21 protein-coding genes are annotated in these 22,255 nt (G+C 65.1%); 10 read left to right on the top strand and 11 right to left on the bottom strand.

What is annotated here, in order from left to right; genetic code table 11:
• Window positions 1–46 precede the first annotated feature (46 nt).
• The 4 genes from KAJ83_RS01950 to KAJ83_RS01965 form a co-directional block, all read right to left on the bottom strand.
• A complete protein-coding gene (locus tag KAJ83_RS01950; protein WP_210680328.1) occupies window positions 47–1,108 on the bottom strand; it encodes an enoyl-CoA hydratase/isomerase family protein in 1,062 nt (353 codons plus the stop codon).
• Window positions 1,109–1,114: 6 nt separating this feature from the next.
• Complete coding sequence (locus tag KAJ83_RS01955; protein ID WP_210680329.1) at window positions 1,115–2,254, bottom strand: acyl-CoA dehydrogenase family protein; 1,140 nt, start codon at window positions 2,252–2,254, stop codon at window positions 1,115–1,117.
• 141 nt (window positions 2,255–2,395) lie between these two features.
• On the bottom strand, window positions 2,396–3,160 hold the full coding sequence (locus KAJ83_RS01960; RefSeq protein ID WP_210680330.1) for a sulfotransferase-like domain-containing protein: 765 nt from the start codon (window positions 3,158–3,160) through the stop codon (window positions 2,396–2,398).
• Window positions 3,157–4,086, bottom strand: coding sequence for an aminotransferase class IV (locus tag KAJ83_RS01965; RefSeq protein ID WP_210680331.1), 930 nt, complete (start codon window positions 4,084–4,086; stop codon window positions 3,157–3,159). Before KAJ83_RS01965 ends, KAJ83_RS01960 begins: the two co-directional genes overlap by 4 nt.
• Before the next feature lie 172 nt (window positions 4,087–4,258).
• On the opposite strand from KAJ83_RS01965, the gene KAJ83_RS01970 reads away from it, so the two are divergent.
• The 3 genes from KAJ83_RS01970 (at window position 4,259) to KAJ83_RS01980 (ending at window position 8,113) form a co-directional block, all read left to right on the top strand.
• Window positions 4,259–5,479 carry an NAD(P)/FAD-dependent oxidoreductase gene (locus KAJ83_RS01970; RefSeq protein WP_210680332.1) on the top strand — a complete coding sequence of 407 codons (1,221 nt, stop codon included), beginning with the start codon at window positions 4,259–4,261 and terminating at the stop codon, window positions 5,477–5,479.
• 140 nt (window positions 5,480–5,619) lie between these two features.
• Entirely contained in the window at window positions 5,620–7,419 is a 1,800-nt protein-coding gene (locus tag KAJ83_RS01975) for a GGDEF domain-containing protein (protein WP_210680333.1), read from the top strand.
• Between the two features lie 73 nt (window positions 7,420–7,492).
• On the top strand, window positions 7,493–8,113 hold the full coding sequence (locus KAJ83_RS01980) for a hypothetical protein (RefSeq protein WP_210680334.1): 621 nt from the start codon (window positions 7,493–7,495) through the stop codon (window positions 8,111–8,113).
• Between the two features lie 39 nt (window positions 8,114–8,152).
• On the opposite strand, the gene KAJ83_RS01985 is transcribed toward KAJ83_RS01980, so the two are convergent.
• Together KAJ83_RS01985 and KAJ83_RS01990 are read right to left on the bottom strand one after the other, a co-directional pair.
• Window positions 8,153–8,860: an alpha/beta fold hydrolase gene (locus KAJ83_RS01985; RefSeq protein WP_210680335.1), complete on the bottom strand. Its 708-nt coding sequence runs from the start codon at window positions 8,858–8,860 to the stop codon at window positions 8,153–8,155.
• Window positions 8,860–9,402 carry a hydrolase gene (locus tag KAJ83_RS01990; protein ID WP_210680336.1) on the bottom strand — a complete coding sequence of 181 codons (543 nt, stop codon included), beginning with the start codon at window positions 9,400–9,402 and terminating at the stop codon, window positions 8,860–8,862. The genes KAJ83_RS01985 and KAJ83_RS01990 overlap by 1 nt, the downstream gene beginning before the upstream one ends.
• Window positions 9,403–9,840: 438 nt before the next feature.
• Between KAJ83_RS01990 and KAJ83_RS01995 the strand changes: the two genes are divergently transcribed.
• A complete protein-coding gene (locus KAJ83_RS01995) occupies window positions 9,841–11,307 on the top strand; it encodes a DEAD/DEAH box helicase (protein WP_210680337.1) in 1,467 nt (488 codons plus the stop codon).
• 25 nt (window positions 11,308–11,332) lie between these two features.
• On the opposite strand, the gene KAJ83_RS02000 is transcribed toward KAJ83_RS01995, so the two are convergent.
• On the bottom strand, window positions 11,333–11,923 hold the full coding sequence (locus tag KAJ83_RS02000) for a cupin domain-containing protein (protein ID WP_210680338.1): 591 nt from the start codon (window positions 11,921–11,923) through the stop codon (window positions 11,333–11,335).
• Window positions 11,924–12,189: 266 nt separating this feature from the next.
• Between KAJ83_RS02000 and gabT the strand changes: the two genes are divergently transcribed.
• Together gabT and KAJ83_RS02010 are read left to right on the top strand one after the other, a co-directional pair.
• Window positions 12,190–13,668, top strand: a complete 1,479-nt coding sequence (gene gabT / locus KAJ83_RS02005) for a 4-aminobutyrate--2-oxoglutarate transaminase (RefSeq protein ID WP_417568561.1) — start codon at window positions 12,190–12,192, stop codon at window positions 13,666–13,668.
• A gap of 169 nt (window positions 13,669–13,837) precedes the next feature.
• Window positions 13,838–14,611, top strand: coding sequence for a class I SAM-dependent methyltransferase (locus tag KAJ83_RS02010; RefSeq protein ID WP_210680339.1), 774 nt, complete (start codon window positions 13,838–13,840; stop codon window positions 14,609–14,611).
• Here the strand turns inward: KAJ83_RS02010 and KAJ83_RS02015 are convergent.
• Window positions 14,584–15,030, bottom strand: coding sequence for a MerR family transcriptional regulator (locus tag KAJ83_RS02015; RefSeq protein WP_210680340.1), 447 nt, complete (start codon window positions 15,028–15,030; stop codon window positions 14,584–14,586). The genes KAJ83_RS02010 and KAJ83_RS02015 overlap by 28 nt on opposite strands.
• A gap of 82 nt (window positions 15,031–15,112) precedes the next feature.
• Here KAJ83_RS02015 and KAJ83_RS02020 point away from each other — a divergent pair, with 82 nt between their 5' ends.
• On the top strand, window positions 15,113–15,751 hold the full coding sequence (locus tag KAJ83_RS02020; protein ID WP_210680341.1) for a cation efflux transmembrane domain-containing protein: 639 nt from the start codon (window positions 15,113–15,115) through the stop codon (window positions 15,749–15,751).
• A 28-nt stretch (window positions 15,752–15,779) separates the two neighbouring features.
• Here the strand turns inward: KAJ83_RS02020 and KAJ83_RS02025 are convergent, their stop codons facing one another.
• The 3 genes from KAJ83_RS02025 to KAJ83_RS02035 all read right to left on the bottom strand — a co-directional run bounded on the left by KAJ83_RS02025 (window position 15,780) and on the right by KAJ83_RS02035 (window position 18,309).
• Window positions 15,780–16,235 (bottom strand): thioesterase family protein, encoded by a 456-nt coding sequence (locus tag KAJ83_RS02025; protein ID WP_210680342.1) that lies wholly within the window; start codon window positions 16,233–16,235, stop codon window positions 15,780–15,782.
• A 22-nt stretch (window positions 16,236–16,257) separates the two neighbouring features.
• Entirely contained in the window at window positions 16,258–17,295 is a 1,038-nt protein-coding gene (locus KAJ83_RS02030; protein WP_210680343.1) for a class I SAM-dependent methyltransferase, read from the bottom strand.
• A gap of 144 nt (window positions 17,296–17,439) precedes the next feature.
• A complete protein-coding gene (locus tag KAJ83_RS02035) occupies window positions 17,440–18,309 on the bottom strand; it encodes a helix-turn-helix transcriptional regulator (protein WP_210680344.1) in 870 nt (289 codons plus the stop codon).
• A gap of 148 nt (window positions 18,310–18,457) precedes the next feature.
• On the opposite strand from KAJ83_RS02035, the gene KAJ83_RS02040 reads away from it, so the two are divergent.
• The 3 genes from KAJ83_RS02040 (at window position 18,458) to KAJ83_RS02050 (ending at window position 22,240) form a co-directional block, all read left to right on the top strand.
• Window positions 18,458–19,813, top strand: coding sequence for a glutamine synthetase family protein (locus KAJ83_RS02040; protein ID WP_210680345.1), 1,356 nt, complete (start codon window positions 18,458–18,460; stop codon window positions 19,811–19,813).
• A 70-nt stretch (window positions 19,814–19,883) separates the two neighbouring features.
• Window positions 19,884–21,029 (top strand): ABC transporter substrate-binding protein, encoded by a 1,146-nt coding sequence (locus tag KAJ83_RS02045; protein ID WP_210680346.1) that lies wholly within the window; start codon window positions 19,884–19,886, stop codon window positions 21,027–21,029.
• A gap of 107 nt (window positions 21,030–21,136) precedes the next feature.
• Window positions 21,137–22,240, top strand: a complete 1,104-nt coding sequence (locus tag KAJ83_RS02050) for an ABC transporter ATP-binding protein (RefSeq protein ID WP_210680347.1) — start codon at window positions 21,137–21,139, stop codon at window positions 22,238–22,240.
• Window positions 22,241–22,255: the final 15 nt, after the last annotated feature.

Genomic DNA, 22,255 nt, shown 5'->3' on the forward strand with positions numbered 1-22,255 from the left:
GCGCGGCCTTGCCGGCCGCCTCGTCCTCCGCTCGCGCTGTCTTGGTTCACGCGAAGCGCAAATCCGGTGCCACGGGCGCGAAATAGCCCTGCACCGTTTCATCGTCGACCTCCTCCGGTCCGCTGGCGGACCAGTTGGGGGCGTGATCCTTATCCACCAGCACCGCGCGGATTCCTTCGTAGAAATCGCTGCCGGGGCGCATGCAGGCCTGGCTGAGGCGGTACTCCATCGTCATGCAGGCATCGAATCCCAATTCCCGCCCCCGGCGAAGCTGCGCCAACGTCACCTTCATCGAGGTCGGCGATTTCTTCTCCAGCACGGCCAGCGTCTCGGCCGCGAAGGCCGACCCGTCGGCGGCCAACGCGTCGAAGATATCCTCCAGCCGATCATGGGCGAAACAGCGATCTATAATCGCGCGATTGGGCGCCAGGACAGGCTCGCCCGCGTGGCGGTTGAAGTCGGCCAGCACCGCCCCGATCGCCGCCGCCGCGTCGCCCTTCAGGGAGGCCCCGGCGAGCGCCGCCTCCAGGGCCGGCAGGTCGTCGCTGCCCACGACATGGGTCGCAAGGCCAAGCGCCGCCGCATCCGCCGCGCCGATCCGCGCGCCGGTAAGCGCCAGATAGAGCCCCGTTTCGCCCGGACATTTGTTCAGGAACCAACTGCCCCCGACATCGGGAAAAAGGCCGATCCCGGTCTCCGGCATGGCGAACATCAGCCGTTCCGTCGCGACCCGATGGCTGCCATGGATCGAGAGACCGACCCCGCCGCCCATCGTCACCCCGTCGAGCAAGGCGATATAGGGTTTGGGGAACATATGGATCTTCCTGTTGAGGCTGTATTCCTCCCAGAAGAAGCGGCTGGTCAGATCACCGCCAGTCCGACCCGCCTCCCATACGGCGCGCACATCGCCGCCGGCGCAGAAGGCCTTGCCCCCCTCCCCCTTGATCAGGACGGCGGCGACGCTATCGTCCTCGCGCCAGTCCGCCAGGACCGGGTTCATCTTCTCGATCATCGAGAGATTGAGGGCATTCAACGCCTTGGGACGGTTCAGCGTGACCACGCCCAAATCACCCGCGCGGTCGAACAGGATCTCGTCCTCGTCGCTCATTCGACATCAATCCTTCAACAGGTTCCGGCTGACGATCAGCCGCATGATCTCGTTCGTCCCTTCCAGGATCTGGTGGACGCGAAGGTCGCGCAACAGACGCTCGACCGGGAAATCGCGCAGATAGCCATAGCCGCCGTGAAGCTGCAGCGCCTCGTTGACGATGGTGAAGCAGGCGTCCGTCGCGAAACGCTTGGCCATGGCGCAGGCCTGGGTCGCGCCCGGGTCCTTGGCGTCGAGACGCGCGGCCGCCTTGTGCACCATCAGGCGCGCGGCCTCCAGTTCCGTCGCCATGTCGGCCAGCTTGAATTGCAACGCCTGGAAATCAGCGAGCGCGCGGCCGAACTGCTTGCGCTCCTTCATATAGGCGGTGGCCTGCTCCATCGCCGCGCGCGCGCCGCCGAGCGAACAGGACGCGATATTGATCCGCCCGCCGTCGAGGCCCTTCATCGCGATCCGGAATCCCTCGCCCTCGGCGCCGATGCGGTTCCCGACCGGAACCCGGCAATCCTCGAACACGACCGCGCTCGTCGGCTGGCTGTGCCAACCGAGCTTGCGTTCCTGCCCCCCGAAGGAAAGGCCGTCCGTCCCCGCCTCGACGGCGAGGCAGGTTATGCCGCCCGGCCCCTCGTCGCCCGTGCGGACCATGGTGACATAGACGTCCGACCGGCCGCCGCCGGAGATGAAGGCCTTGGAGCCGTTCAGCACGTAATGATCGCCGTCGCGCACCGCGCGGGTCTTCAGACTGGCCGCGTCAGAGCCCGCCCCGGGTTCCGTCAGGCAGTAACTGGCGAAATGATCCATCGTCATCAGCTTCGGCAGGAACTTCGCGCGCACCGCGTCGTCCCCGAAACTGTCGATCATCCAGGCCGCCATGTTGTGGATCGAGATATAGGCCGCGGTCGACGGGCAGGCCCAGGCCAGTTCCTCGAAGATAATCGCGGCATCCAGTCGGGACAGTTCGGAGCCCCCATGTTCCGCCCCGCAATAGATGCCCCCGAAGCCGAGCGCCGCGCCCTCGCGCAGCACATCCTCGGGGAACCGGCTTTCCTCGTCCCAGGCCGCCGCGTGCGGCGCCATTGCCTCCGCCGCGAAACGCCGGGCCATGTCCTGGAACGCGCCCTGATCCTCGCTGAGATCGAAATCCATGGGTATTAAGGTCTCCTCCCGGCCACGATGTCTCTCGGGCTTGGTCCCCGCCGGGCGGGCCGGCGCAGCGGACGAAGGCGAGCATAGTGCGCTCGCGGGAAGCGTCAACAAGCCCGGACGGCCGGCGGCGCGAACAGGTCGTCAAACCATGTGCAACCGATGCATGGCCAGGCGTTCATAGGCCGGGCGGCATTGTTCGGCGATCGCTTCCAGCGCGTCCGGCAGGCGCCGCGGCGCGGGGTTCGCGGTGCCGAAACCGGTCGATGCCTCCACCGCCTTGTACCAAACCGGCGCCCAAACGCCGTCGCTTTCCCTCGGCCCGGACGGCCAGGAAAGCATCGCGGGATCGAACGGAATTCCAAGCGCGGCGCACAGGGCACGCAACGCCCCCGGCGGGTCCGCCAGGACATCCGCCGCGTCGATCACCGGCGGAACCCCTCCGGTCGCGGTACGCGCCCGATCGAAGATTTCCACCTGCCTTTGAAACCCGAGTTCGAACGCCGCCGGCATGCCCCTCTCCTTCACGAACGAAGCGACCACCGCGCGCGGATCGCGGATAAGGAAGGCGTTCCGCACCCCCGCGATCCAGTCCAGCGGATCGCCGTCAAGGATATGCTGGCACATGTGCTTCTGGTACCAGATCGCGGCGCCACCCGGCGGGGTGCCGGTCAGGGTCTCGACGACACGCGCGTAATCGGACGGCTGGCTTTCGATCACCGCCTCGCGCATCGGATGGTCGATACCGGTGCGGATCAGATAGGCGCTATAGAAGGGCTCGTCCGAGACGGCGCAGTCCGCGCGGTTCTCGAAGCCGCGCATCATCGCGGTGGAGATGTTGCGCGGCCCCGACCACATGGCGATGCGCACCGGCCTTTCGCCCGTCGAAGCCATCTTGGTCGCGCTCATGCCGACAGGGTCCGGGGCGGACATTCCCGTTCCACCAGGGCCTTGTAGGCGCCTTGCAGGCGTTCCACCACGGGCCCGCGCCGCCCCGCGCCGATCACCCGGCCGTCGATTTCACGCACGGGAATGACGCCGGCGAAGGTGCCGGTGACGAAGGCCTCGTCGGCGGAATAGACCTGGGTCAGCGGAAAACTCTTCTCCGCGACCTCCATCCCAAGCTCCCGGCCGAGGGCCAGCACGTTCGCGCGCGTGATCCCGGCGAGGCAATAAAGCCCGCTCGACGTCCAGAGCGCGCCGTCGCGCACGATGAAGAAATGGGTAGAATTGCAGGTCGCGACGAAGCCGTGCGGGTCGAGCATCAGGGCCTCGTCCGCGCCCGCCTTCTCGGCCTGGATGCAGGCGGCGATGCAGTTGAGCTTGGAGAGGGAATTCCAGCTCGGGTCCTGCACATCCGGCGCGCCCCGATGAATATGGACCGTATGCAGCCGCAAGCCCGTCTCCAACACGGCCGGGTTCGCCTCCTTCCATTCGGGGATGATGACGATCGTCGGCCCGCCGACATTGGCGCGGGGGCTCTGGAACGGTGTCGATTTCATACCCCGGCTGACGACGAGGCGGATATGCACCCCGCTTTCCATCCCATTGGCGCGGCAGGTCTCCAGGATCGCCTCGCGCAGCGCCTCCCGGCTCATCCCGATGTCCAGGTCGATCGCCTTCGCCCCTTCCCACAGGCGGGCGAGATGCCGGTCGATGAAGGCCAATCGGCCGTTATGCAGACGAATCCCCTCCCACACTCCGTCGCCCAGAAGGAAGCCGGAATCGAACACGCTGACCACGGCCTTGTCGCGCGGCAGGATCGTGCCGTTTATCCAAATGCGGACATCGGCGTTACGCGGGTCGGCATCGTGGGCGTGGCTGCCTGTTTCCATTTGGATTGATCCTTCATCGCGATTGGGCGTATCGAAGGTAGCGGCCGCCGACGTACCGCGAAAGACTTGCCAGGCCGGGCGGGTGGTGGAAGCCTGCCCCAATAATAATCCCTACTGGTCGAGTGTCCCTGTCCCCATGTCCTCAAGCCCGTCCCTCCCGAAGACAGCCATCGTGATCGGTGCCGGCGCCGTGGGCGTTTCCTGCGCGCTGCAACTGGCCAAGCGTGGCGTTCGGGTGACGGTGATCGACCGCGGCCCCGTTGGCGGCGGCACCAGCCACGGCAATGCCGGCGCCATCCTCCGCGCCGCGAGTCCGGTGGCGGGACCCGACGTCATCGCCGCCTTGCCGCGCATGCTGCTCGACCCCAAAAGTCCGCTATCGATCCGCTGGCGCTACCTCCCCCGATTGACGCCCTGGCTGATGCGGTTCCTGAACGAGAGCCGGCCGTCACGCGTGCGCCGCAACGCGGATGCCATATGGCAGCTAGGCGCGGGCGCGGTCGATGCCTGGCGCGCGCAAGTGCGCGGCACGGCGGCGGAGGACATGCTTCGCCCCGTGGGATGGCTCAAGGTCTATGAGAGCGAGGCCAGCTTCGAAGCCGCCCGGCCGGGCCTGGAACGGTATCGCGCGCGCGGCACGGCGGTCGAATATTTCGATCGCGATTCACTGCGCCAATTGGAACCCAATCTCGCCCCCCTCTTCGCGCGCGGGGCATTGCACGCGGATGCGCTGTTCGCGCTCAACCCGCGCCGGGTGGTGGAAATCTGCGCCGACGCGGCGCGCGCGCTCGGCGTCACCTTCCGGCAGGCGGAGGTATCCGACGCCCATGCGGACGACACCCACGGCACCGTCACGCTCGCCGATGGGGAACGCCTGACGGCGGACCGCCTCGTCCTCGCCTGCGGGGCATGGTCGAAGGGCTTGGCGAAGCGTCTGGGCGCTTCGATCCCGCTCGACACCGAACGCGGCTATCACCTGATGTTCGAAACGCCGGAACGCGGCCTGAATCGTCCGGTCGTCTGGGAGGACAAGGGCTTCGTCCTGTGTCCGATGGCGCATGGGCTGCGCATGACATCGCAGGTCGAACTGGCGGGGGTCGAGGCGCCGCCGGATTTCCGCCGGATCGAACGGCTGCTGCCGCTGGCGCGCCGGATGCTGCCCAGCTTGGCGGGGGAACCGACCGACCGCTGGCTCGGCTATCGCCCCAGCACGCCGGATTCCGTCCCCGTCGTCGGCGTCAGCCCGCGGGCGCGGGCCGCCCTCTTCGCCTTCGGCCATCAGCATTACGGCCTCAGCCTCGCCGCGCGCACGGGCGAGGTGATCGCCGACATGGCGCTCGACCGCCCCACCGGCGTGGACGAGAGCGTCCTGTCGCCGTCCCGCTACGGCTAATCATGGGCGGCGCATGTCGGCGCGCGCGTCGTGGCCGGAGAAAATGAATTCTCCATCGTCCTTATATGGCAACATTGATGTCCTAGAGTGACGATGGGAATCCGGGCCCGCGCGGAAACAGGCGGAGTTTCGAGCACATCATGTATCCAAGGATTTCAGAGGACGACAACCTTCTGCGGCAGGATCGGTTCATCGAGCAGCTTCAAGCCGGTGTACGGTTCGCCTTCCAGCCGATCGTGACCATTCAGACCGGAGCCGTGCACGGCTACGAGGCGCTGCTTCGCAATCACGAAGCCGTCGGCGCGTCGAGCATACCGGAGCTGTTCGACATGGCGCATGCGCTCGGCGTGCTGCACCGGGCGGATATCGTGCTACGCGAACGCGCGATCGCGGATTTCTCCACACTGCCGGCGGCCGACCGTGCGATGCTGTTCTTCAACCTCGACGGTCGTATATTCGAGAGTCCGGACTACCACCCCCGCCGCACGATCGCGCTGCTGGCCCATCACGGGGTCTCACCGCATGCGCTTTGCCTGGAATTGTCGGAACGCTACGACAATGCCTCCGCCAAGCATTTGAGCGAAACGCTCCGACTTTGCCGGGAGCATGAGTACAAGCTCGCGATCGACGATTTCGGGCGCGGCTTTTCCGAAATGAAGATGCTCTACGACCATCAGCCGGACTTCGTGAAGATCGATCGCTACTTCATCAGCGACATCGCGCATGATTCAAAGAAGCGGTTGATGGTTTCGACGATCGTCGACCTGGCGCATGTGCTGGGAACGCGCGTGGTCGCGGAAGGAATCGAGACGGAAGCCGAATTCCTGGCCTGCAAGACGGTCGGCTGCGATTTGGCGCAAGGGTTCTTCGTCGCCCGGCCGACCATGGCACTGGCGGATCTGCGCGCCGATTATCCGATCGTCGAGGAGGTCAACCGCCGTGACCGACGGCGTAAGGCGAACGACGCGACATTGGTGCGCGACCAACTCGACATTTTCCACGCCCTGCATGTCGACGATAGCATCGATACGATGCTGGACGCCTTCCGCACGCATAAGGATCAGACGATCTTTCCGCTGCTCGACCCCCATGGCCGACCGACGGGCGTGATCCGGGAGTATGACCTCAAGGAATTGACCTATCAGAAATACGGGCGCGATCTGTTGCACAATAAGGCCTATGCCCGGCGCCTGTCGCATTTCGCGCATCGCTGCCCAATCGCGGATATCAAAAGCCCGATCGAGAAGATCCTGCAGATCTACGCCCTGTCGGAAACGACGGACGGGATTCTGGTCACCCAGGATGGCAATTATCTCGGTTTCCTGACCGCCGACCGGCTCGTGCGTTTGATGAACCAGAAGAACCTGGCCGCCGCCCGCGACCAAAACCCGCTCAGCAACCTACCGGGCAACAACTCGGTCAGCGACTATATCGCCGAAACGTTGGAACGCGAGGAAGGCGATTGCGCCCTGCTTTATTTCGATTTCAACGATTTCAAACCCTTCAACGATACCTATGGCTTCCGGCAGGGCGACCGGGCGATCACCCTCTTCGCCGACCTGCTGCGCAAGCATTTCCCGGACAGCGATGCCTTCGTCGGGCATGTCGGGGGTGATGATTTCTTCGTCGGCGTCCCGGATCGAGCGCGAGAGGAGATCGCCGACCGAATCCGCGCGCTGCTGGAGGCCTTCCGCTCCGACGTGGAAAGCTTCTACAGCCTGGAACATCGGGAAAGCGGCGGTATCGTCGCCCTGGACCGGACCGGGCGGCGACAGCGGTTCGGGTTGTTGAAAGCCTGCTGCGCGGTCGCGCTTCTACGCGACGGCGCGCCACGGCCCAGTCAGGACAATCTGACGAAACGTTTCGCCGCCTTGAAGAAACGGGCGAAACGCGATCCATCCGGCGTGGTGTGCGAGGAAGTGAGCAACGGCGGCGACTGATCCGTCCCGCCCCTTGCCGTTCCGGTCACGCGCGACAATTTCTTCTCCGATCGGCTGTTCGGAGGATCACGAGATGACGGGACGCATTACCGGCCACGCGTTGCTGCTGGCGCTCGCCCTAGGGCTGGCCGCTTGCGGTGGGACGCCCCTGCTGGGGTCATCGGACTTCGTCCTGACCAAGACTCAGGTCAAACCGGCCTATGACGTCGGTAATTTCCGTTTCGCCCACGGCTCGAAGAACATGCCGGTCGCGGTATCCGGCCGGGCCCGCGGCCTCGACGAGCAGGCGATCGGTGTCGCGATCGCCCAGGCGATGACAGGGCGCACGCCGGTTGCCCCCACGACGTTCGTTAGCGCGCCCGACACCCCCCTCGACGCCAGCCGCCTCGCGGTAAGGGTCGCCCCGCCGATCGACATGAGCGCGGGCAGCCTGTGCGCCGGCCGGCGGATCGATCAACAGGCCCAGGATATGGACGGGAAGGTACGGGAGCCGGACCGCCTGACGCTCCTGCTCGCCTATTGCAACGGCGCGCGGCATCTGAGTTCGACACACCTGACACTGGCCTTGCCGGCGGATGGCACGGGTTTCGACACACCGGCCTTCCGACGCGCCGCCGCGTTGGTGGCGACGGAAATCTTTCCGGCCCGCGATCCGAACGACGATGCCAGTTTCGAATTCATGATGGCGAACTGATCGCCCCCCCTTTAGTCGGCATGATGATGCCGTCATGCTCTAGCGCTCGTGAAGCAGCCAATCGCGCATCAGGGTGGTCGCCGCGTGCGGGCGTTCCAAGGTCGGCAGGTGACCGCATTCCTCGATGACGGCGAGGCGGGCACCCGGAACGAGCGCCGCCATCTCCTCATGTAACGCCAGCGGGGTCAGGGCGTCCTGCCGACCGCACAGCACAAGCGTCGGACATGCCACTTCCGCCAGCCCCGGCCGCGCGTCGGGGCGCCCGATGATCGCGGTCTGCTGGCGCACGAAGCCCGCCTGCCCCACGGCCTCGGCCATGGTCATGATCGGATCGACAAGGGATTTGTCCTCCAGCCGCTCCTCATGCACCAGCATCGGCAGAAGACGCGGGGTCACCCCCTTGAACTTTCCTTGATCCGAAAGCGCGATCAACCCCTGGCGGCGGCGCGTCGCCTCGGCCGTATCGGGGCGGGCCTGCGTGTCCATCAGGGCCAGTTTCGTTACGCGCTCCGGCGCCTTGCGCACGACCGCCATGGCGACGTAGCCGCCCATGGACAAGCCCGCGAGCGCGAAGCGTGCCGGCGCCTCGGCCAGCAACCGATCGGCCATCGCGTCGATCGAATCGTCGCGCAGCGTATCGGCAACCACGATATCCGCGATATCGGCGAGGTGACGGGTCTGGTGCGCCCACATCCCATCGGTCAGCAGCAGACCGGGAACGAGGACGAGCGGGGTACGGTCGGACATTACTTGATCAACTCCAGCAGTTCCTTGAATTCGGGCGTCGCCGCCTCGCCGATCCATTCGAACAACACCATCTCGGTGGTAACGATCTGCGCCCCGGCCGCGGCGAGACGGTCAAGCCCCATACGCCGGCTCTCCGCCGCGCGGCTTGCCACTGCATCGGCCACGACCGCCGTTTCGAAACCACGTGCCATGAACCCGGCGGCGGTTTGCAACACGCAGACATGCGCTTCCGACCCCGCCAGCACGATACGACGACGGTGGGTCGCCGCCACGGCGTCGGCCAAGCCCCGGGCGCGCGCGCCGTCGAAGGTCGTTTTCCCATGAATCTCCCCCGCCTCCAACAACGCGCGGACCGGCGGAACGGTCGGGCCCAACCCCTCGGGATATTGCTCGCTCGCCAGAACCGGGATCTGAAGACGCCGCGCGGCGCGGATCAGCCGGAGGGCGTTGGCCAGCGTGCGTTCGCCCTCCATCACGGCCGGTATCAGCCGTTCCTGCAAATCGACGAGCAAAAGCAGAGATTGGGTTCGTTCGAGAAGCATGACATGATCCGTGACGACATTGACCTGCGGCGCGCGGGATCGGCGAGAGTAGCGCCGAGCGTGACCAGTCGGCAACGCTTGCCCGTCAAAGCGGTGCGATCCGGGCCAAAGCTGGCGAATTCCGGCCGATCCGGCGATGCACGGCGTTGACTTGAACGGTGCAACCCCTATAGTCCGCCGCGATATGCCATTGGGCGCCCGCCTCTCCGCCGATTGGACGGGGCGCACCGTAAAAACCCGGGGATGGCTGGCGGATGGGCCGGCCATGCGGCATATGGCCCAAGCTGGAGGCCCGGCCATAGAGCCGACGAGAGTGTGATCCGAGCGCGCGGTCGTGAAAGACCGGCACCGAGTCGCCCCTGCCGAGGGGCCCTACCCGGCCCGCATGAGGCCCACCAACCGTAGCCCGCAACGCGTTAGGACTGAAGCGCCAACCATATGACCACATTCGCCGACCTGGGACTTTCCGACAATGTACTGCGCGCGGTCAGCGACGCGGGCTATGAATCTCCAACGCCGATTCAGGCGAAAGCCATTCCTCCCGTTCTGATGAACAAGGATATTCTCGGCTGCGCTCAGACGGGAACCGGCAAGACGGCGTCCTTCACGCTGCCGATGATCGATATCCTGTCCCAGGGACGCGGGCGGGCACGGATGCCACGATCCGTCATCCTGGAGCCGACGCGCGAGCTCGCCGCCCAGGTCGCCGAGAATTTCGAGACCTACGGCAAGTATTGCAAGCTGGAGATGGCGCTCCTCATCGGCGGGGTCAGCTTCACCGAACAGGAACAGAAGATCACGCGTGGCGTCGATGTACTGATCGCCACGCCGGGCCGGCTTATGGACCACTGCGAGCGGGGGAAGGTCATCCTGACCGACACCAAGATCCTGGTGATCGACGAGGCCGACCGGATGCTCGACATGGGGTTCATTCCCGATGTGGAACATATCGTCTCGCTGATGCCGCGCTTCCGTCAGACGCTGATGTTCTCGGCCACCATGCCGAAGGAAATCCGGCGGCTGGCCGACAAGTTCCTGGACAGCCCCAAGGAAATCACCGTCGCCCCGCCGGCCACGACCGCCGACACCATCGAACAGTCGGCGATCCCCGTCAGCCCGCGCGGCAAGCGCCGGAAACTGACGGAACTGCTGCGGGTCGAGGATGTCTCCAACGCGCTGGTCTTCTGCAATCGCAAGCGCGACGTGGCGACCCTCTACCGCTCGCTGGAAAAGGACGGCTTCAAGGCCGGCGCCCTCCATGGCGACATGGACCAGTATAAGCGGATGGAATGGCTGGCGAAGTTCCGCGACGGGGAGATCAACGTCCTCGTCTGCTCCGACGTCGCCGCGCGCGGACTGGATATTCCGAGTGTCAGCCACGTTTTCAACTACGACGTCCCCAATCATTCGGAGGACTATGTCCACCGGGTCGGACGCACCGGACGCGCGGGCCGCAAAGGCAAGTCGGTCACCCTCGTCACCGAGAACGACGACAAGCAGATCGCGGAGATCGAGAAGCTGATCGGCCGCAAGATCAATCTTGAGAAACCGGCGGAAAGCGACACGGCCGAGGCACCAGAATCACCCGCCGCCACCGCCCAGCCCGTCGAAGCCGGGGACGACAAGGCACCGTCGACGAAGAAGGGCCGCGCCAAGAAAAGCCGTAGCCGCCGACCGGCGGAAGCCGCGCCAAGGGAAGCAGGCGAGGAAACCTCCAAGGAACCGACCGGGGACAAGAAGCCGGCAGCCAATGACGAGGGTCGACGCTCCGTGAAGCCGCGCGAGCCGCGTGGCGCGCGATCGTCCAACCGCCGGGGCGAGCGGGTCCCCCCCGACGTCCCGCCCGAGGAGTTGAATAAACCTTTCGGCGAGACCGACTTGGTTCCGGCATTCCTGAGACGCTGACAGGCGGCGAAGGAAAAGCCGCGTCCTAAAAGCTGGGCGGCGTGCAGGCGGACATGATCACGCAGTCCGCCTCCCCGATATTTCGGAAGCGGTGCGGCAACCGGCTGTCGAATAGATAACCGTCGCCCGGGCGTAATACCCGTACTTGGTCCCCGACCGTGACCTCGATCAATCCAGCAATCACGATTCCGCCCTCCTCCGCCTCGTGAGACAGGAGTTCCGCCCCGGTATCTGCGCCGGGGGGATAGGTTTCGTGGAGGATCTGGAGTTGATGACGCGAGGCATCGCCGACCTGACGCAGGCTGACCTTCCGGCGCCCGGTCGCGGTCGAGGCCGGGTCCATCCCCATATCGGCGGGGGAAAGTTCCGTGAAATCCCCGGCGGAGAAAAAATAACGCGGCTCCAGCGAATCCCCATCCTCCGCGAAGAATTCGGACAGCGCCATGGGAATGCCGTCCAGCACCTTCTTCAAGGAGGAAACGGAAGGGCTGGTCTTGTTCTGCTCGATCAACGAGATCGTGCCGTTCGTCACGCCCGAACGCTGCGCGAGCTGACGCTGCGAGAAACCGCGCGCCTCCCGCACGGCCTTCAACCGCCGCCCGATATCGATGTCCATGGCCGACCTCTCGTCGCGTTTGACGTTTAAAAAAATGAACACGAACACCCACGAAGGCAAGTGAAAAGCCACATTCATCAGCGCGGGCAATCCTTTAGCGCCGGATTTTGCTGTTTAACGGCCCTCTTGCGATGCTGAAAAACTGTATTTGACCTGATATATTAAACGGCGTACAAGCATTTCGGACGCTAGGGGGTCGGAAAAGTGCCCCAACGTCACTCTCCAGGCGCGGAGAATGTCTCCGCGCGGGACATCGCAGGAACCCCATGACCGACAAGCACACCCCCCAGGCCGGAACCGGCGCGTCCAGGACGCGCAAGACCGCCACCCCCCGCGTACGCAAGGGCGCGAAATCGAAAAAGGCGCAGCCCGAGATGCTGGAGCCGCGCGCGGCGATCCTGTCCGAACCGATGACCACCACACACCGGGAGGCCCCCATCATGACCAATGCCGATCTTTTGGCCCGCCGTCAGGCCGCCGTTCCGCGCGGTGTCGCGTCCGCCGCGCCGATTTTCGCCGACCGTGCCGAGAATGCCGAGGTCTGGGACGTCGAGGGCAAGCGCTATATCGACTTCGCTGGCGGCATCGCCGTGCTCAACACCGGCCACCGCCACCCCAAGGTGATCGAGGCCGCGAAGGCGCAGGAAGACCGTTTCACTCACACCTCCTTCCAGGTGATGGCCTATGAGCCCTATATCGCGCTGGCGGAGAAGCTGAACGCCCTGGCCCCCGGCGATTTCGCCAAGAAGTCGATCTTCCTGACCACCGGGTCCGAAGCGGTGGAAAACGCGGTCAAGATCGCGCGCGCGGCGACCGGGCGCTCGGGTGTCATCGCCTTCACCGGCGGCTATCACGGTCGCACATTGATGACCCTCGGCCTGACCGGCAAGGTCAGCCCCTATAAGAAGGGCTTCGGCCCCTTCCCGGCCGACATCTTCCGCGTTCCCTTCCCGCAGAAGCGCGAGGGTATCTCGGTCGAGGATTCGATCCAGGCGCTGGAGACACTGTTCCTGACCGACGCGGAGCCCAGCCGCGTCGCCGCCATCATCCTGGAGCCGGTGCTGGGCGAAGGCGGGTATTATCCCGTCCCGACCGAGCTGTGGCAGGCGCTGCGCGCGATCTGCGACAAGCACGGCATCCTGCTGATCGCCGACGAGGTGCAGTCCGGCTTCGGGCGGACCGGTCGCTGGTTCGCGATCGAGCATTCGGGCGTCGTTCCCGACATGATCACGGTCGCGAAGAGCATGGCCGGTGGCTATCCGATCTCCGGCGTCATCGGGCGCGCGGACGTGATGGACGCGGTCGAGCCGGGCGGCCTGGGCGGCACCTATGGCGGTAATCCGGTGGCCTGCGCCGCGGCGCTCGCGGCCATCGAGGCGATCGACAGCGAAGGGCTGCTGGCCCGCTCCGAGGCGATCGGGACGAGCATGCGTCAGCGTTTCGCCGATATCGGCGCCAAGGCCGCGCCCTATCGGATGTGGGACATCCGCGGCCTGGGCGGCATGTTGGCGGTCGAGTTCGTCACCGACTTCGAAACGGCCCAGCCGGACGCGGCCCTGACCAAGGCCATCGTCGCCAAGGCGCTGGAGAAGGGCCTGGTACTGCTGGCCTGCGGCATGCATGGCAATGCCATCCGCGTGATGGTGCCGCTGACGGCCTCCGACGCGCTGATCGAGGAAGGCCTGCAGATCTTCGAAGCCGCGCTTGTCGAGGCGGTCGCGGAACTGCAACAGGCAGCGGCGTAAGCCATCGGCTATCGGCCACCCGCCGTCGGCAATGCCGCGCGGGAGCCCCCGAACAGCCTTGTTAAGGGAAAGGTCCCGTCCGACACTGGGCGGGACCTTTTTCTTGCCTGGACGCATATCGCGGGCGGTGCCGTCGCCCGATGGAACTTTTCTTTGGGAAATGCCGCCGATGCACGATCAGCTATATAGCGACCTATCCCTGATCGCGGCTTATGATTCCCTCAACAGCGACCGGCGCGACCGCGATTTCTATCGCGCGCGACTGCCGGCGGCACCGGCGCGGCTCTTGGATATCGGCTGCGGCACGGGCGACTTCGCGCTCGAATGCGCGCGGGACGGATATTCCGTGCTGGCCCTGGACCCGGCCCCGGGAATGATCGCCCACGCCCGGGCGAAGGATCGCGGCCGTACTGTTGATTGGATCGTGGGAACGATGGCGGCGATCGCGCCCTGCCAGGAGGTCGATGCCGCCACGATGATGGGGCACGCCTTTCAATGCCTGCTGACGGACGCCGATATCCAGGCGTTGTTCGCGCGCATCGCCGGATGCCTGTCGCCGCGCGGGTCCTTCCTGTTCGAAACGCGCAATCCCGCTATATGTCCCTGGGAACACTGGACACCGGCCCATGCCGGCCCCCCGGTGACCCTGCCCACGGGGGACGGCGTGCAGGTGATCGACGACGTGCTGTCGGTCGAGGGCGAGGTCGTCACCTTCACGGAAACCTATCATTGGACTTCGGGAAAGGCGCCGACGCGATCCCTAAGCCGCCTGCGTTTCGCCGACCGCCCCACGATCACGCGCCTGGCCGAGGCGGCCGGGCTTCGGGTGGATGCCGTGCACGGAAACTGGGACGGCGCGGATTTCGACGAAGCGACAAGCCCGGAATTGATCTTTCGCTTACGGCCGACCGCTTCCTATTCCGCGAGCGCGGGAGCGCCGTGATCAGGCGTTTCGCAAAGGCTGTGATCGCTCAACACCTCGATCACCCGGCAGTCGGCCACGCGACCGCCCTTGCACTCCTCCACCATCCGCTCCAACTCGCCGCGCAGCGCCGTCAGGCGCCGGATGCGACCCTCCACCGCGTGAAGCTGTGCCGTCGCGATGCGATCCGCCGCCTCGCAGGATTGAGCGGGATGGTCGACCAAACTTATCAGGTCGCGGATCGCCGATAGGGGAAAACCCAATTCGCGTGCATGGCGGATGAAGGCCAGACGCCGCACGGCGGAGGCATCATACAGGCGCTGATTGCCCGATGAGCGCCGGGGCGCCGGGATCAAGCCGATCTGCTCGTAATAGCGGATCGTCTGGATGTTGCAATCCGCCGCCTTCGCGACCCGCCCGATGGTCATGCCGTCCGTCATCGAGAAACCTCTTGAACCTATAGCGACTGTAGAGAGTAGATATGGTGCGGACAGTGAATTCGACCAAGGAGGAAATAGGGAAATGTCCGCGGGATGCTGCAATCACGGCGCCGATTTCAACGGTGTCTCCAAGGGATTCCGGCGCGCGCTCTGGATCGTCATCGCGATCAACGCCACCATGTTCGCGGTGGAGATGGCGGCCGGCGCCCTCGCCGGATCGCAGGCATTGCAGGCGGATGCGCTCGACTTCCTCGGCGACAGCCTAACCTATGGCATCAGCCTGGCGGTTCTGGGCTTGTCCTTGAAGGTGCGCGCGACGGCGGCGCTCGTGAAAGGAATCAGCCTTGCCCTGATGGGGTTCTGGGTCTTCGGATCGACGGCCTATCAGGTGCTGATCCTGGGCGTGCCGAATGCCCCGGTCATGGGCGCCATCGGCCTGATGGCGCTGGCCGCCAATCTGGCAAGCGTGCTGGTCCTGATGCGCTATCGAGACGGAGACGCCAATGTTCGCTCCGTCTGGCTGTGCAGCCGCAACGACGCGCTCGGCAATCTGGCCGTCATGGCGGCGGCGGGTGGTGTCGCGCTGACCGGTGCCGCCTGGCCCGACCTGCTGGTGGCGGGACTGATGGCCGGGCTCTTCCTCTGGTCCGCCGTCCAGATCGTCCGTCAGGCGCTGGCGGAGCGCCGCCACCCCGCGGCGGAACCGCAGGGGGCGGAGTGAGAGGGCGGAGTGAGGGGAAGATTCCCCGCTACCGGCCGAGTTGCTTGACGCTGCGCCCTGCCCAGTCCGGCGTGGGGTCGACCACGGCGGCCTTCATTTTCTCCAAGGCTTCCGCCGGGAAAGGCGCGGTCTTACCGGCCCGTGTGTCGAAATGCAGCAGCAGGCATTCGAAGGTCGCGCGCTCGCGGCCCTCGAACTCCATGACATGGGCGATCTGGAGTTTTTTCTCGTCGATGCCCAGGATCATGCTGGCGATCTCCAGATTCGCCGGCGCGCGCACCTCGTCGAGATAACGCAGATGCGTCTCCACCGTATAAAGAGCACAGCCGGTAGCGTCGAAATAATCCGTGCCGACCCCAAACGCGTCCTGGAGCTTCCAGGTCGCGTTCGAGAACGGCACCAGATAATAGGCCTCGTTCAGGTGGCCGTAGGCGTCGAGCCAAGCATCCTGAAGCGGCTCCTTATGCAGGCGGTGAATGGTCATTCCTGTCCTGTCCCCTTCCTGCTCACGATGGCTTGGTCATGACGACCAGCTTGGTCATCGCCGGAATCAGGTCCTGTCCATCGTCGACCTCGAACCCGGCCTTCTGCCCGGCCTGCTTCAACCAACCGACCGAGAGCGAATGCGCATCCGGCGTGAAGGCCATGTGCTGAAGCTGCCACAGCGCGGCCAGCGCGGGGCCGCGCCGATGCTCCTCCACCATGAAGTCATGGACCATGATTCGGCCCCCCGGCTTCAAGGACTGCCACGCCTTGTCGAGCAGGCGGGTCACCGCCTCCCCCGGCACGCCGCTGATCAGATAGCTCATCAGGATGGCATCCATCTCGCCGGGCCATTCAGCCTCGACCGCGTTGCCGGGAATGTAGCGCACGCGATCGACCAGCCCGGCCTCGGAGATGAAGCGCCAGCCGATCTCCGCCACGTTCGGAAAATCGATGATGGTGGCGTGCAGGTTCTCATAGGCCTTGCAAAGGCTGATCGTCATCGCGCCCGTGCCGCCGCCGACATCGAGCATATGCTCGGCCTCCGACAGATCGACCATCCGGGCGAGCGTCCGACCGGGGCCGAGGGAGCCCGCATGCTGACTCTCGGAATAGACGGAAGCCTGTTCCTCGTCCGCCATCCAGTGCTGATAGGAGGAAATGGCGCTGTCCGGCAGTTCCCCATGCATCACGGCGTTGAGCTGCAATAGGAAGGGATACATCTGCTGATCGATCTGATAGCGCAGATAGTCCCCGAAATCATATTTCGACTTGCGCGACAGGAAGGCGTCGGCCGCCGGCGAATTCTTGAGCTTCGTGCCCTCTTCATATTGCAGCACGCCGATGCTCGCCAGCGCGGTGGTCAACGTGATGACCCGGTTCGCCGGAACGCCGGCTTCCTTGGCCAGTTCCTCGGCCGTCTTCGGGCCGTCGGCGAGCAACGTGAAAATATCGACATGAAGCCCCGTGAAGAGTGCCTTGGAGGCCATGAACCCGAAAGCGATGGAGGAAAGGTCTTCCGCCGTCTCGACGGGCGAAACCTCTACTGAAGCACCGGACATGGTTCTTACGTCCCCTTCTCTCATGATTTTGCGTTTTAGCGACATATGAGCGTCGCCAATTATCGAAGAAGCGACATCATACAGAAGGATATGGTGCAGTGCAAAAAAACATCCCCAAGGCGAAAAACAGGGGGGATGACGGGACTAAACGCTCGGCGGATCGACCGAGACGCCGATCGGAGATACCGGCGGGACGAGACTGCGCAAGCGATCCAGGAAGAGCGAGAACAGCTCTGCCTGGGAAGAGATGCCGAGCTTGTTATAGGCATTCTTGCGATGAATCTTCACCGTGCCCGAACTGATGTTCAGATGCAGCGAGATCGATTCCGTCGAATGGCCGCGCAGGATGAAGGTGATGACCTCCGACTGACGGTCGCTCAACACATCCTGGCCGATGGCGTTAAGGGCGGTTTCCACCGGGTGCGGCGTATCGCTGGCGTCCGTCCCATCCGACGCGCGCTTGGCGTCGAAACTCTTATAGAGCGTGCCCCAGTTATTGGAGCCGAGGGCGCTGACGACCGGCGCAATCTCCCCCAGGATGGCCACCTCCTCCGGCTTGAAGGGCTCGCGCGTCTGGCGCCTCGTGATGCTGTGCACGGCGGTCACGCCGCCGGGCGCGCCCATGAAGAAGCCGATCTCGTCCAGGATGCCGGTGCGGGCATAGTGACGCTTATAATATTCGCTGTCGTAGAAGCGATCCGGCGCGATGTCGGAGAGCTTCGCGAGGCCGGATATCCGCCCGCCCTGCACCTCCGCGAAGAAAGGGTCCAGCACATAGGGGCCGATGACGTAATCGCCGACGATGATCCCGACCTCGTCCTGCGTGGCGAGATCGGTATAGACCCCGATCGGCTGTTCATTGCCGCGATAGGCGAACAACATCGAATTGTCGAAGGGAACGAGCGCCCGGATCGCCTGATCCAAGCGCGGCAGGAAATCTTCCGTCCCCAGCGCCGCGACGACGCGGGCGAGAGCGGCGCTCCATCGTCCCAATAGCTCGTTATCGCGCTCCATCGCCCCTTCCGCTCAGGTTCTCGCGCGCACGGCCGCGTCCATGACGGGCATATTACCTTGGGGATATTCCGCCGTAACGGAAATGTCTCCTATCGTGCATGCATTCGACATGAGACCCCTTGGTTCAACAGGATGCGCACCTTAGCCGATGTCTTCAAAAAACACCCGGGATAACGATCCACCGGCCTTCGACGCCGCCCTTTCCGACCTCGGCGCGGAGCATGTCCATATCGGCCTGTTCGACGCCGACGGCGTCTTCCGCCACAAGAAGGTGGGGGTCGACAAGGCCCGCAAGCTCGCCGCGAAGGGATATCAGTTCTGCGACGTCCTCTACAATTGGGATACGGCGGAGGAACCCTATGGCGGCGGCGCCTATATCGACCGGCCGGCCTCGATCGATCCGTCGTCCGTGCGCCCCTACCCCTTCGCGGATAACGAGGCTGTCTGCCTCGCCGACTTCGACGAACCCTATGGCGAGCGCAGCGCGCGCCTGCAAGCCAAGCGCCAAGTGGAGAAAGCGCGAGAGATGGGCTTCACCGTCCATTCCGCCTTCGAATTCGAATTCATGCTGCTGAACGAGACGCCGGAGAGCCTGCGCGCCAAGGATTTCCACGATATCGACCATTTCGCTCAGGGCAACCGAACCTATTCGCTGCAAAGCGCCGCCCTGCATGACGACCTCCTCGCCGGGCTGGAGGAGACGATGGCGGCGCTCGACATCGAACTCGACGCCATCCACACAGAACTCGGCCCCGGCACGTTCGAGGCACCGCTCAGTCATGCCGAGGGGCTGAAGGCGCCGGACGACGCGGCGCTGTTCAAGAATTTCGCCAAGGCCTATTTCCTGCGCCAGGATCTGATGGCGGCCTTCCTCTCCAAGATGTCGCCCGATCTGCCGGGGCAATCCGGCCACTTCCATTTGTCGCTGCGCGGCATCGAGACCGGCGCGCCGGTCTTCGCCGACGCCAAGGCCCCGGACGGGCTCAGCCCGACGGCGCGACACTTCATCGGCGGGCTGGTCACCCTGATGCCGGAGATGCTGGCGCTGTGCAGCCACACGGTGAATGCCTATAAGCGCATGGTGCCGGGCGCCTGGGCGCCGACCTATGCCTCCTGGGGCGTGCAGAACCGTACGGCCGCCGCGCGCGTCATCAACGACACCGCCGAGGCGACGCGGGTCGAGTTCCGCGTCCCCAGCGCCGACACGAACCCGCATGCCGCCTTCGCGATGTGCCTCGGCGCGGGCCTCTGGGGGATCGAGAACGCGGTGGAACCGCCGCCGGCGACCGACGCCGATTGCTATGCCAGCGAGCCGGCGGACCACGCCCGTTTCCCCGGGACGCTCGGCGAGGCGGCGGCGCGTCTGGCGGCCTCCGAGGCCGCGCGCCAAATCTTCGGCGACGTCTTCATCGATACCGTGGCGACCATGCGCCGCCACGAGGAAGCCGCCTATCGGCGGCATGTGAGTTCCTGGGAACTCGGCCGATATCTCGAAGTGGTCTGAGACCCGGGGGATACCGGACGAAACACTGCAACCGGGTTGGTTCGCTCTATTGGAAACAGGGAGTAAGAGGATGAAAAAGCTGATGAATGGCATGGCCGGCATGGGCGTGGATCGCCGTACCGTCCTGAAAGGGGGAACCGCCGCGGCCGCGACCGCCGCCTTCGGTGGTGGCTTCGGCATGCGGCCGGCCTCCGCCGCGACCTCCATGCGCTATATGTGCTGGGAAGGTTACGACAAGGAAAGCATCATCGGGCCGTTCGAGAAGGCGAACGACGCCGAACTCTCGATCGACCTGATCACCGACAGCGCCGGCGGCTTCGCCAAGCTGGCGGCCGGCGGCTATCGCGATTTCGACGTGGTCTCCAGCGACAGCCCCTGGATCGCGCGCATGGGGCCGGCCGGCATCTGCGAATATCTCGACGACGAGGAATTCGCCGACGCCTATGCCAGCTTCTACCCGCAGTTCCGCGCGCCCTTCGCCCCCCTGCAGTTCGAGGGCAAGGCGACCGGCCTGCCGACGCGCTGGGGCTGGGTCGGCCCGACGGTCAACACGAAGTTCGACAAGCTGGAGACCTGGTCGAGCTACGATCCCTGCTTCGATCCGGCCTATAAGGACAAGATCTGCGTCCTGGATTGGGGCGATTGGCCGATCATGCCGATGGCGCTGCATGCCGGCATCAACCCTTACAAGGAACTGGACGACGCCGAGCTGAAGGAAATCCGCAAGGTCCTGCGCGCACTGTTCAAGAATACCCGCGCGCTGGTCGGCGACCTGTCGGTGGCGCAGAAGGGGCTGATGGACGGCTCCTTCCGGGCGCTGATCGGTGGCGGCACCTACTGCACGTCGGCGCTGCGCAAGGACGGCAACGACCATATCATGTCGATCGTGCCAGAGCCGAAGGACGGCCTGAACCAGGGCATCATCTGGATGGAGGCGACGGGCGTGCTGAAGGGCACGGACAATCCGGACCTCGCCAAGGATTTGGTCCGCCACATGGTCTCGCCCGAGGTTTCGGTCGATCTGGCCTGGACGGAAGCGACCTGCAATCTGGTGCCGAGCCAGGATGCGGAGGATCTCTTCTCCGATGAGCAGAAATCCGTCCTGCAGATGGATTACATGTGGGAAGCTTGGGACAAGAGCCAGTTCCACGACATCGCGCCGAATGTCGACGAGATGCTGGCGATCTTCCAGGAGGAGTTGGCGGCCGCCAACTGATCCCGGCGACGAAACGGCCGCCCGGCGCCCCGACCATATCGGGGCGCCGGGTCGCGCCATTATTCATTTCGTTCCTATAAACGACCGACGAAGAGGCCCGCGGCCCCGTGAATGAAAAGACCCCCATCATCGACGCCCGGTCGATCGACAAGTTCTATGGCGGCTATCAGGCGCTGAAGCAGGTATCGCTCAGCGTCCATGCGGGGGAGTTCGTGGCCCTCGTCGGGCCGTCGGGCTGCGGCAAGACGTCGTTGCTCAAGATCCTGGCCGGATTCGAGGATTTGAGCGGCGGCAGCCTCACGATCGACGGGCACGACATGGTCGGTGTCCCCTCTTCCGCCCGGCCGACGCGGATGGTGTTCCAGAAACTGGCGCTCTTCCCCCACCGCACCGTTCATCAGAACATCGCCTTCCCGCTCAAGCTCGCCCGGCGGCCGAAGGAAGAGATCGACCGCCGCGTGGGTGAGATGATGGAGTTGATGCACCTGCGCGCGGCCTATGCGACGCGCTATCCCGCCCAGCTTTCCGGCGGGGAGCAGCAGCGCGTGGCGCTCGCCCGTTCCATGGTCTCGCAACCCAGCGTGCTGTTGCTGGACGAGCCGCTCAGCGCCCTCGACGTGAAGCTCAAGAAATCCCTGCAGGCCGAGATCAAGCGCCTGCACCGCACGGTCGGCACCAGTTTCGTCCATGTGACGCACGACCTGGAGGAAGCCATGATGCTGGCCGACCGGATCTGCGTCATGCGGGCGGGCCGCATCCTGCAAACCGGGGCGCCGTCCGACATCTATTTCCGGCCCGTGAACGGCTTCGTCGCCGGCTTCATTGGAGAGACCAACCTGCTGCCGACCCGGATCGAGCGGCCGGCCGGGGGGCTGCGCTTCGAGGCCCCGGGGCTTTCCTGCGCCGAACCCGTACTGGGCACCGATCAGGCCGCCGAGGGGCTGGAGGCCGGCGAGGCCGCGTTGATGATCCGGCCGGAGATGATCGTCCTGTCCAAGAATGCCGCCGACGACGGCGAATGCGTCATGGAAGGCCGGGTCGAGGAATTCTTCATCAAGGGCGCGTCGATCCAGTATCGCGTGAATGTACCCGGCGTCGAGGCGGCGGTCGTGGCCGAGGTGCCCGGCACCTCCCAGCCACCCGCCGATGTGGGCGATAATGTCCGCCTCTCTTTCGCGCGGGCCGATCTCTTCGTGCTTCACCGGGACTAGGGCGGGACCAGCGTA

The organism is Marivibrio halodurans (assembly GCF_017963645.1).
Lineage (GTDB): Bacteria > Pseudomonadota > Alphaproteobacteria > UBA8366 > Aestuariispiraceae > Marivibrio > Marivibrio halodurans.

Excerpts from the sequence above, each read along its gene's own strand:
- KAJ83_RS01950 (WP_210680328.1), bottom strand. The coding sequence starts at position 1,108 with ATGAGCGACGAGGACGAGATCCTGTTCGACCGCGCGGGTGATTTGGGC.
- KAJ83_RS01955 (WP_210680329.1), bottom strand. The coding sequence starts at position 2,254 with ATGGATTTCGATCTCAGCGAGGATCAGGGCGCGTTCCAGGACATGGCC.
- KAJ83_RS01960 (WP_210680330.1), bottom strand. The coding sequence starts at position 3,160 with ATGAGCGCGACCAAGATGGCTTCGACGGGCGAAAGGCCGGTGCGCATC.
- KAJ83_RS01965 (WP_210680331.1), bottom strand. The coding sequence starts at position 4,086 with ATGGAAACAGGCAGCCACGCCCACGATGCCGACCCGCGTAACGCCGAT.
- KAJ83_RS01975 (WP_210680333.1), top strand. The coding sequence starts at position 5,620 with ATGTATCCAAGGATTTCAGAGGACGACAACCTTCTGCGGCAGGATCGG.
- KAJ83_RS01980 (WP_210680334.1), top strand. The coding sequence starts at position 7,493 with ATGACGGGACGCATTACCGGCCACGCGTTGCTGCTGGCGCTCGCCCTA.
- KAJ83_RS01985 (WP_210680335.1), bottom strand. The coding sequence starts at position 8,860 with ATGTCCGACCGTACCCCGCTCGTCCTCGTTCCCGGTCTGCTGCTGACC.
- KAJ83_RS01990 (WP_210680336.1), bottom strand. The coding sequence starts at position 9,402 with ATGCTTCTCGAACGAACCCAATCTCTGCTTTTGCTCGTCGATTTGCAG.
- KAJ83_RS01995 (WP_210680337.1), top strand. The coding sequence starts at position 9,841 with ATGACCACATTCGCCGACCTGGGACTTTCCGACAATGTACTGCGCGCG.
- KAJ83_RS02000 (WP_210680338.1), bottom strand. The coding sequence starts at position 11,923 with ATGGACATCGATATCGGGCGGCGGTTGAAGGCCGTGCGGGAGGCGCGC.
- gabT (WP_417568561.1), top strand. The coding sequence starts at position 12,190 with ATGACCGACAAGCACACCCCCCAGGCCGGAACCGGCGCGTCCAGGACG.
- KAJ83_RS02010 (WP_210680339.1), top strand. The coding sequence starts at position 13,838 with ATGCACGATCAGCTATATAGCGACCTATCCCTGATCGCGGCTTATGAT.
- KAJ83_RS02015 (WP_210680340.1), bottom strand. The coding sequence starts at position 15,030 with ATGACGGACGGCATGACCATCGGGCGGGTCGCGAAGGCGGCGGATTGC.
- KAJ83_RS02020 (WP_210680341.1), top strand. The coding sequence starts at position 15,113 with ATGTCCGCGGGATGCTGCAATCACGGCGCCGATTTCAACGGTGTCTCC.
- KAJ83_RS02025 (WP_210680342.1), bottom strand. The coding sequence starts at position 16,235 with ATGACCATTCACCGCCTGCATAAGGAGCCGCTTCAGGATGCTTGGCTC.
- KAJ83_RS02030 (WP_210680343.1), bottom strand. The coding sequence starts at position 17,295 with ATGTCCGGTGCTTCAGTAGAGGTTTCGCCCGTCGAGACGGCGGAAGAC.
- KAJ83_RS02035 (WP_210680344.1), bottom strand. The coding sequence starts at position 18,309 with ATGGAGCGCGATAACGAGCTATTGGGACGATGGAGCGCCGCTCTCGCC.
- KAJ83_RS02040 (WP_210680345.1), top strand. The coding sequence starts at position 18,458 with ATGTCTTCAAAAAACACCCGGGATAACGATCCACCGGCCTTCGACGCC.
- KAJ83_RS02045 (WP_210680346.1), top strand. The coding sequence starts at position 19,884 with ATGAAAAAGCTGATGAATGGCATGGCCGGCATGGGCGTGGATCGCCGT.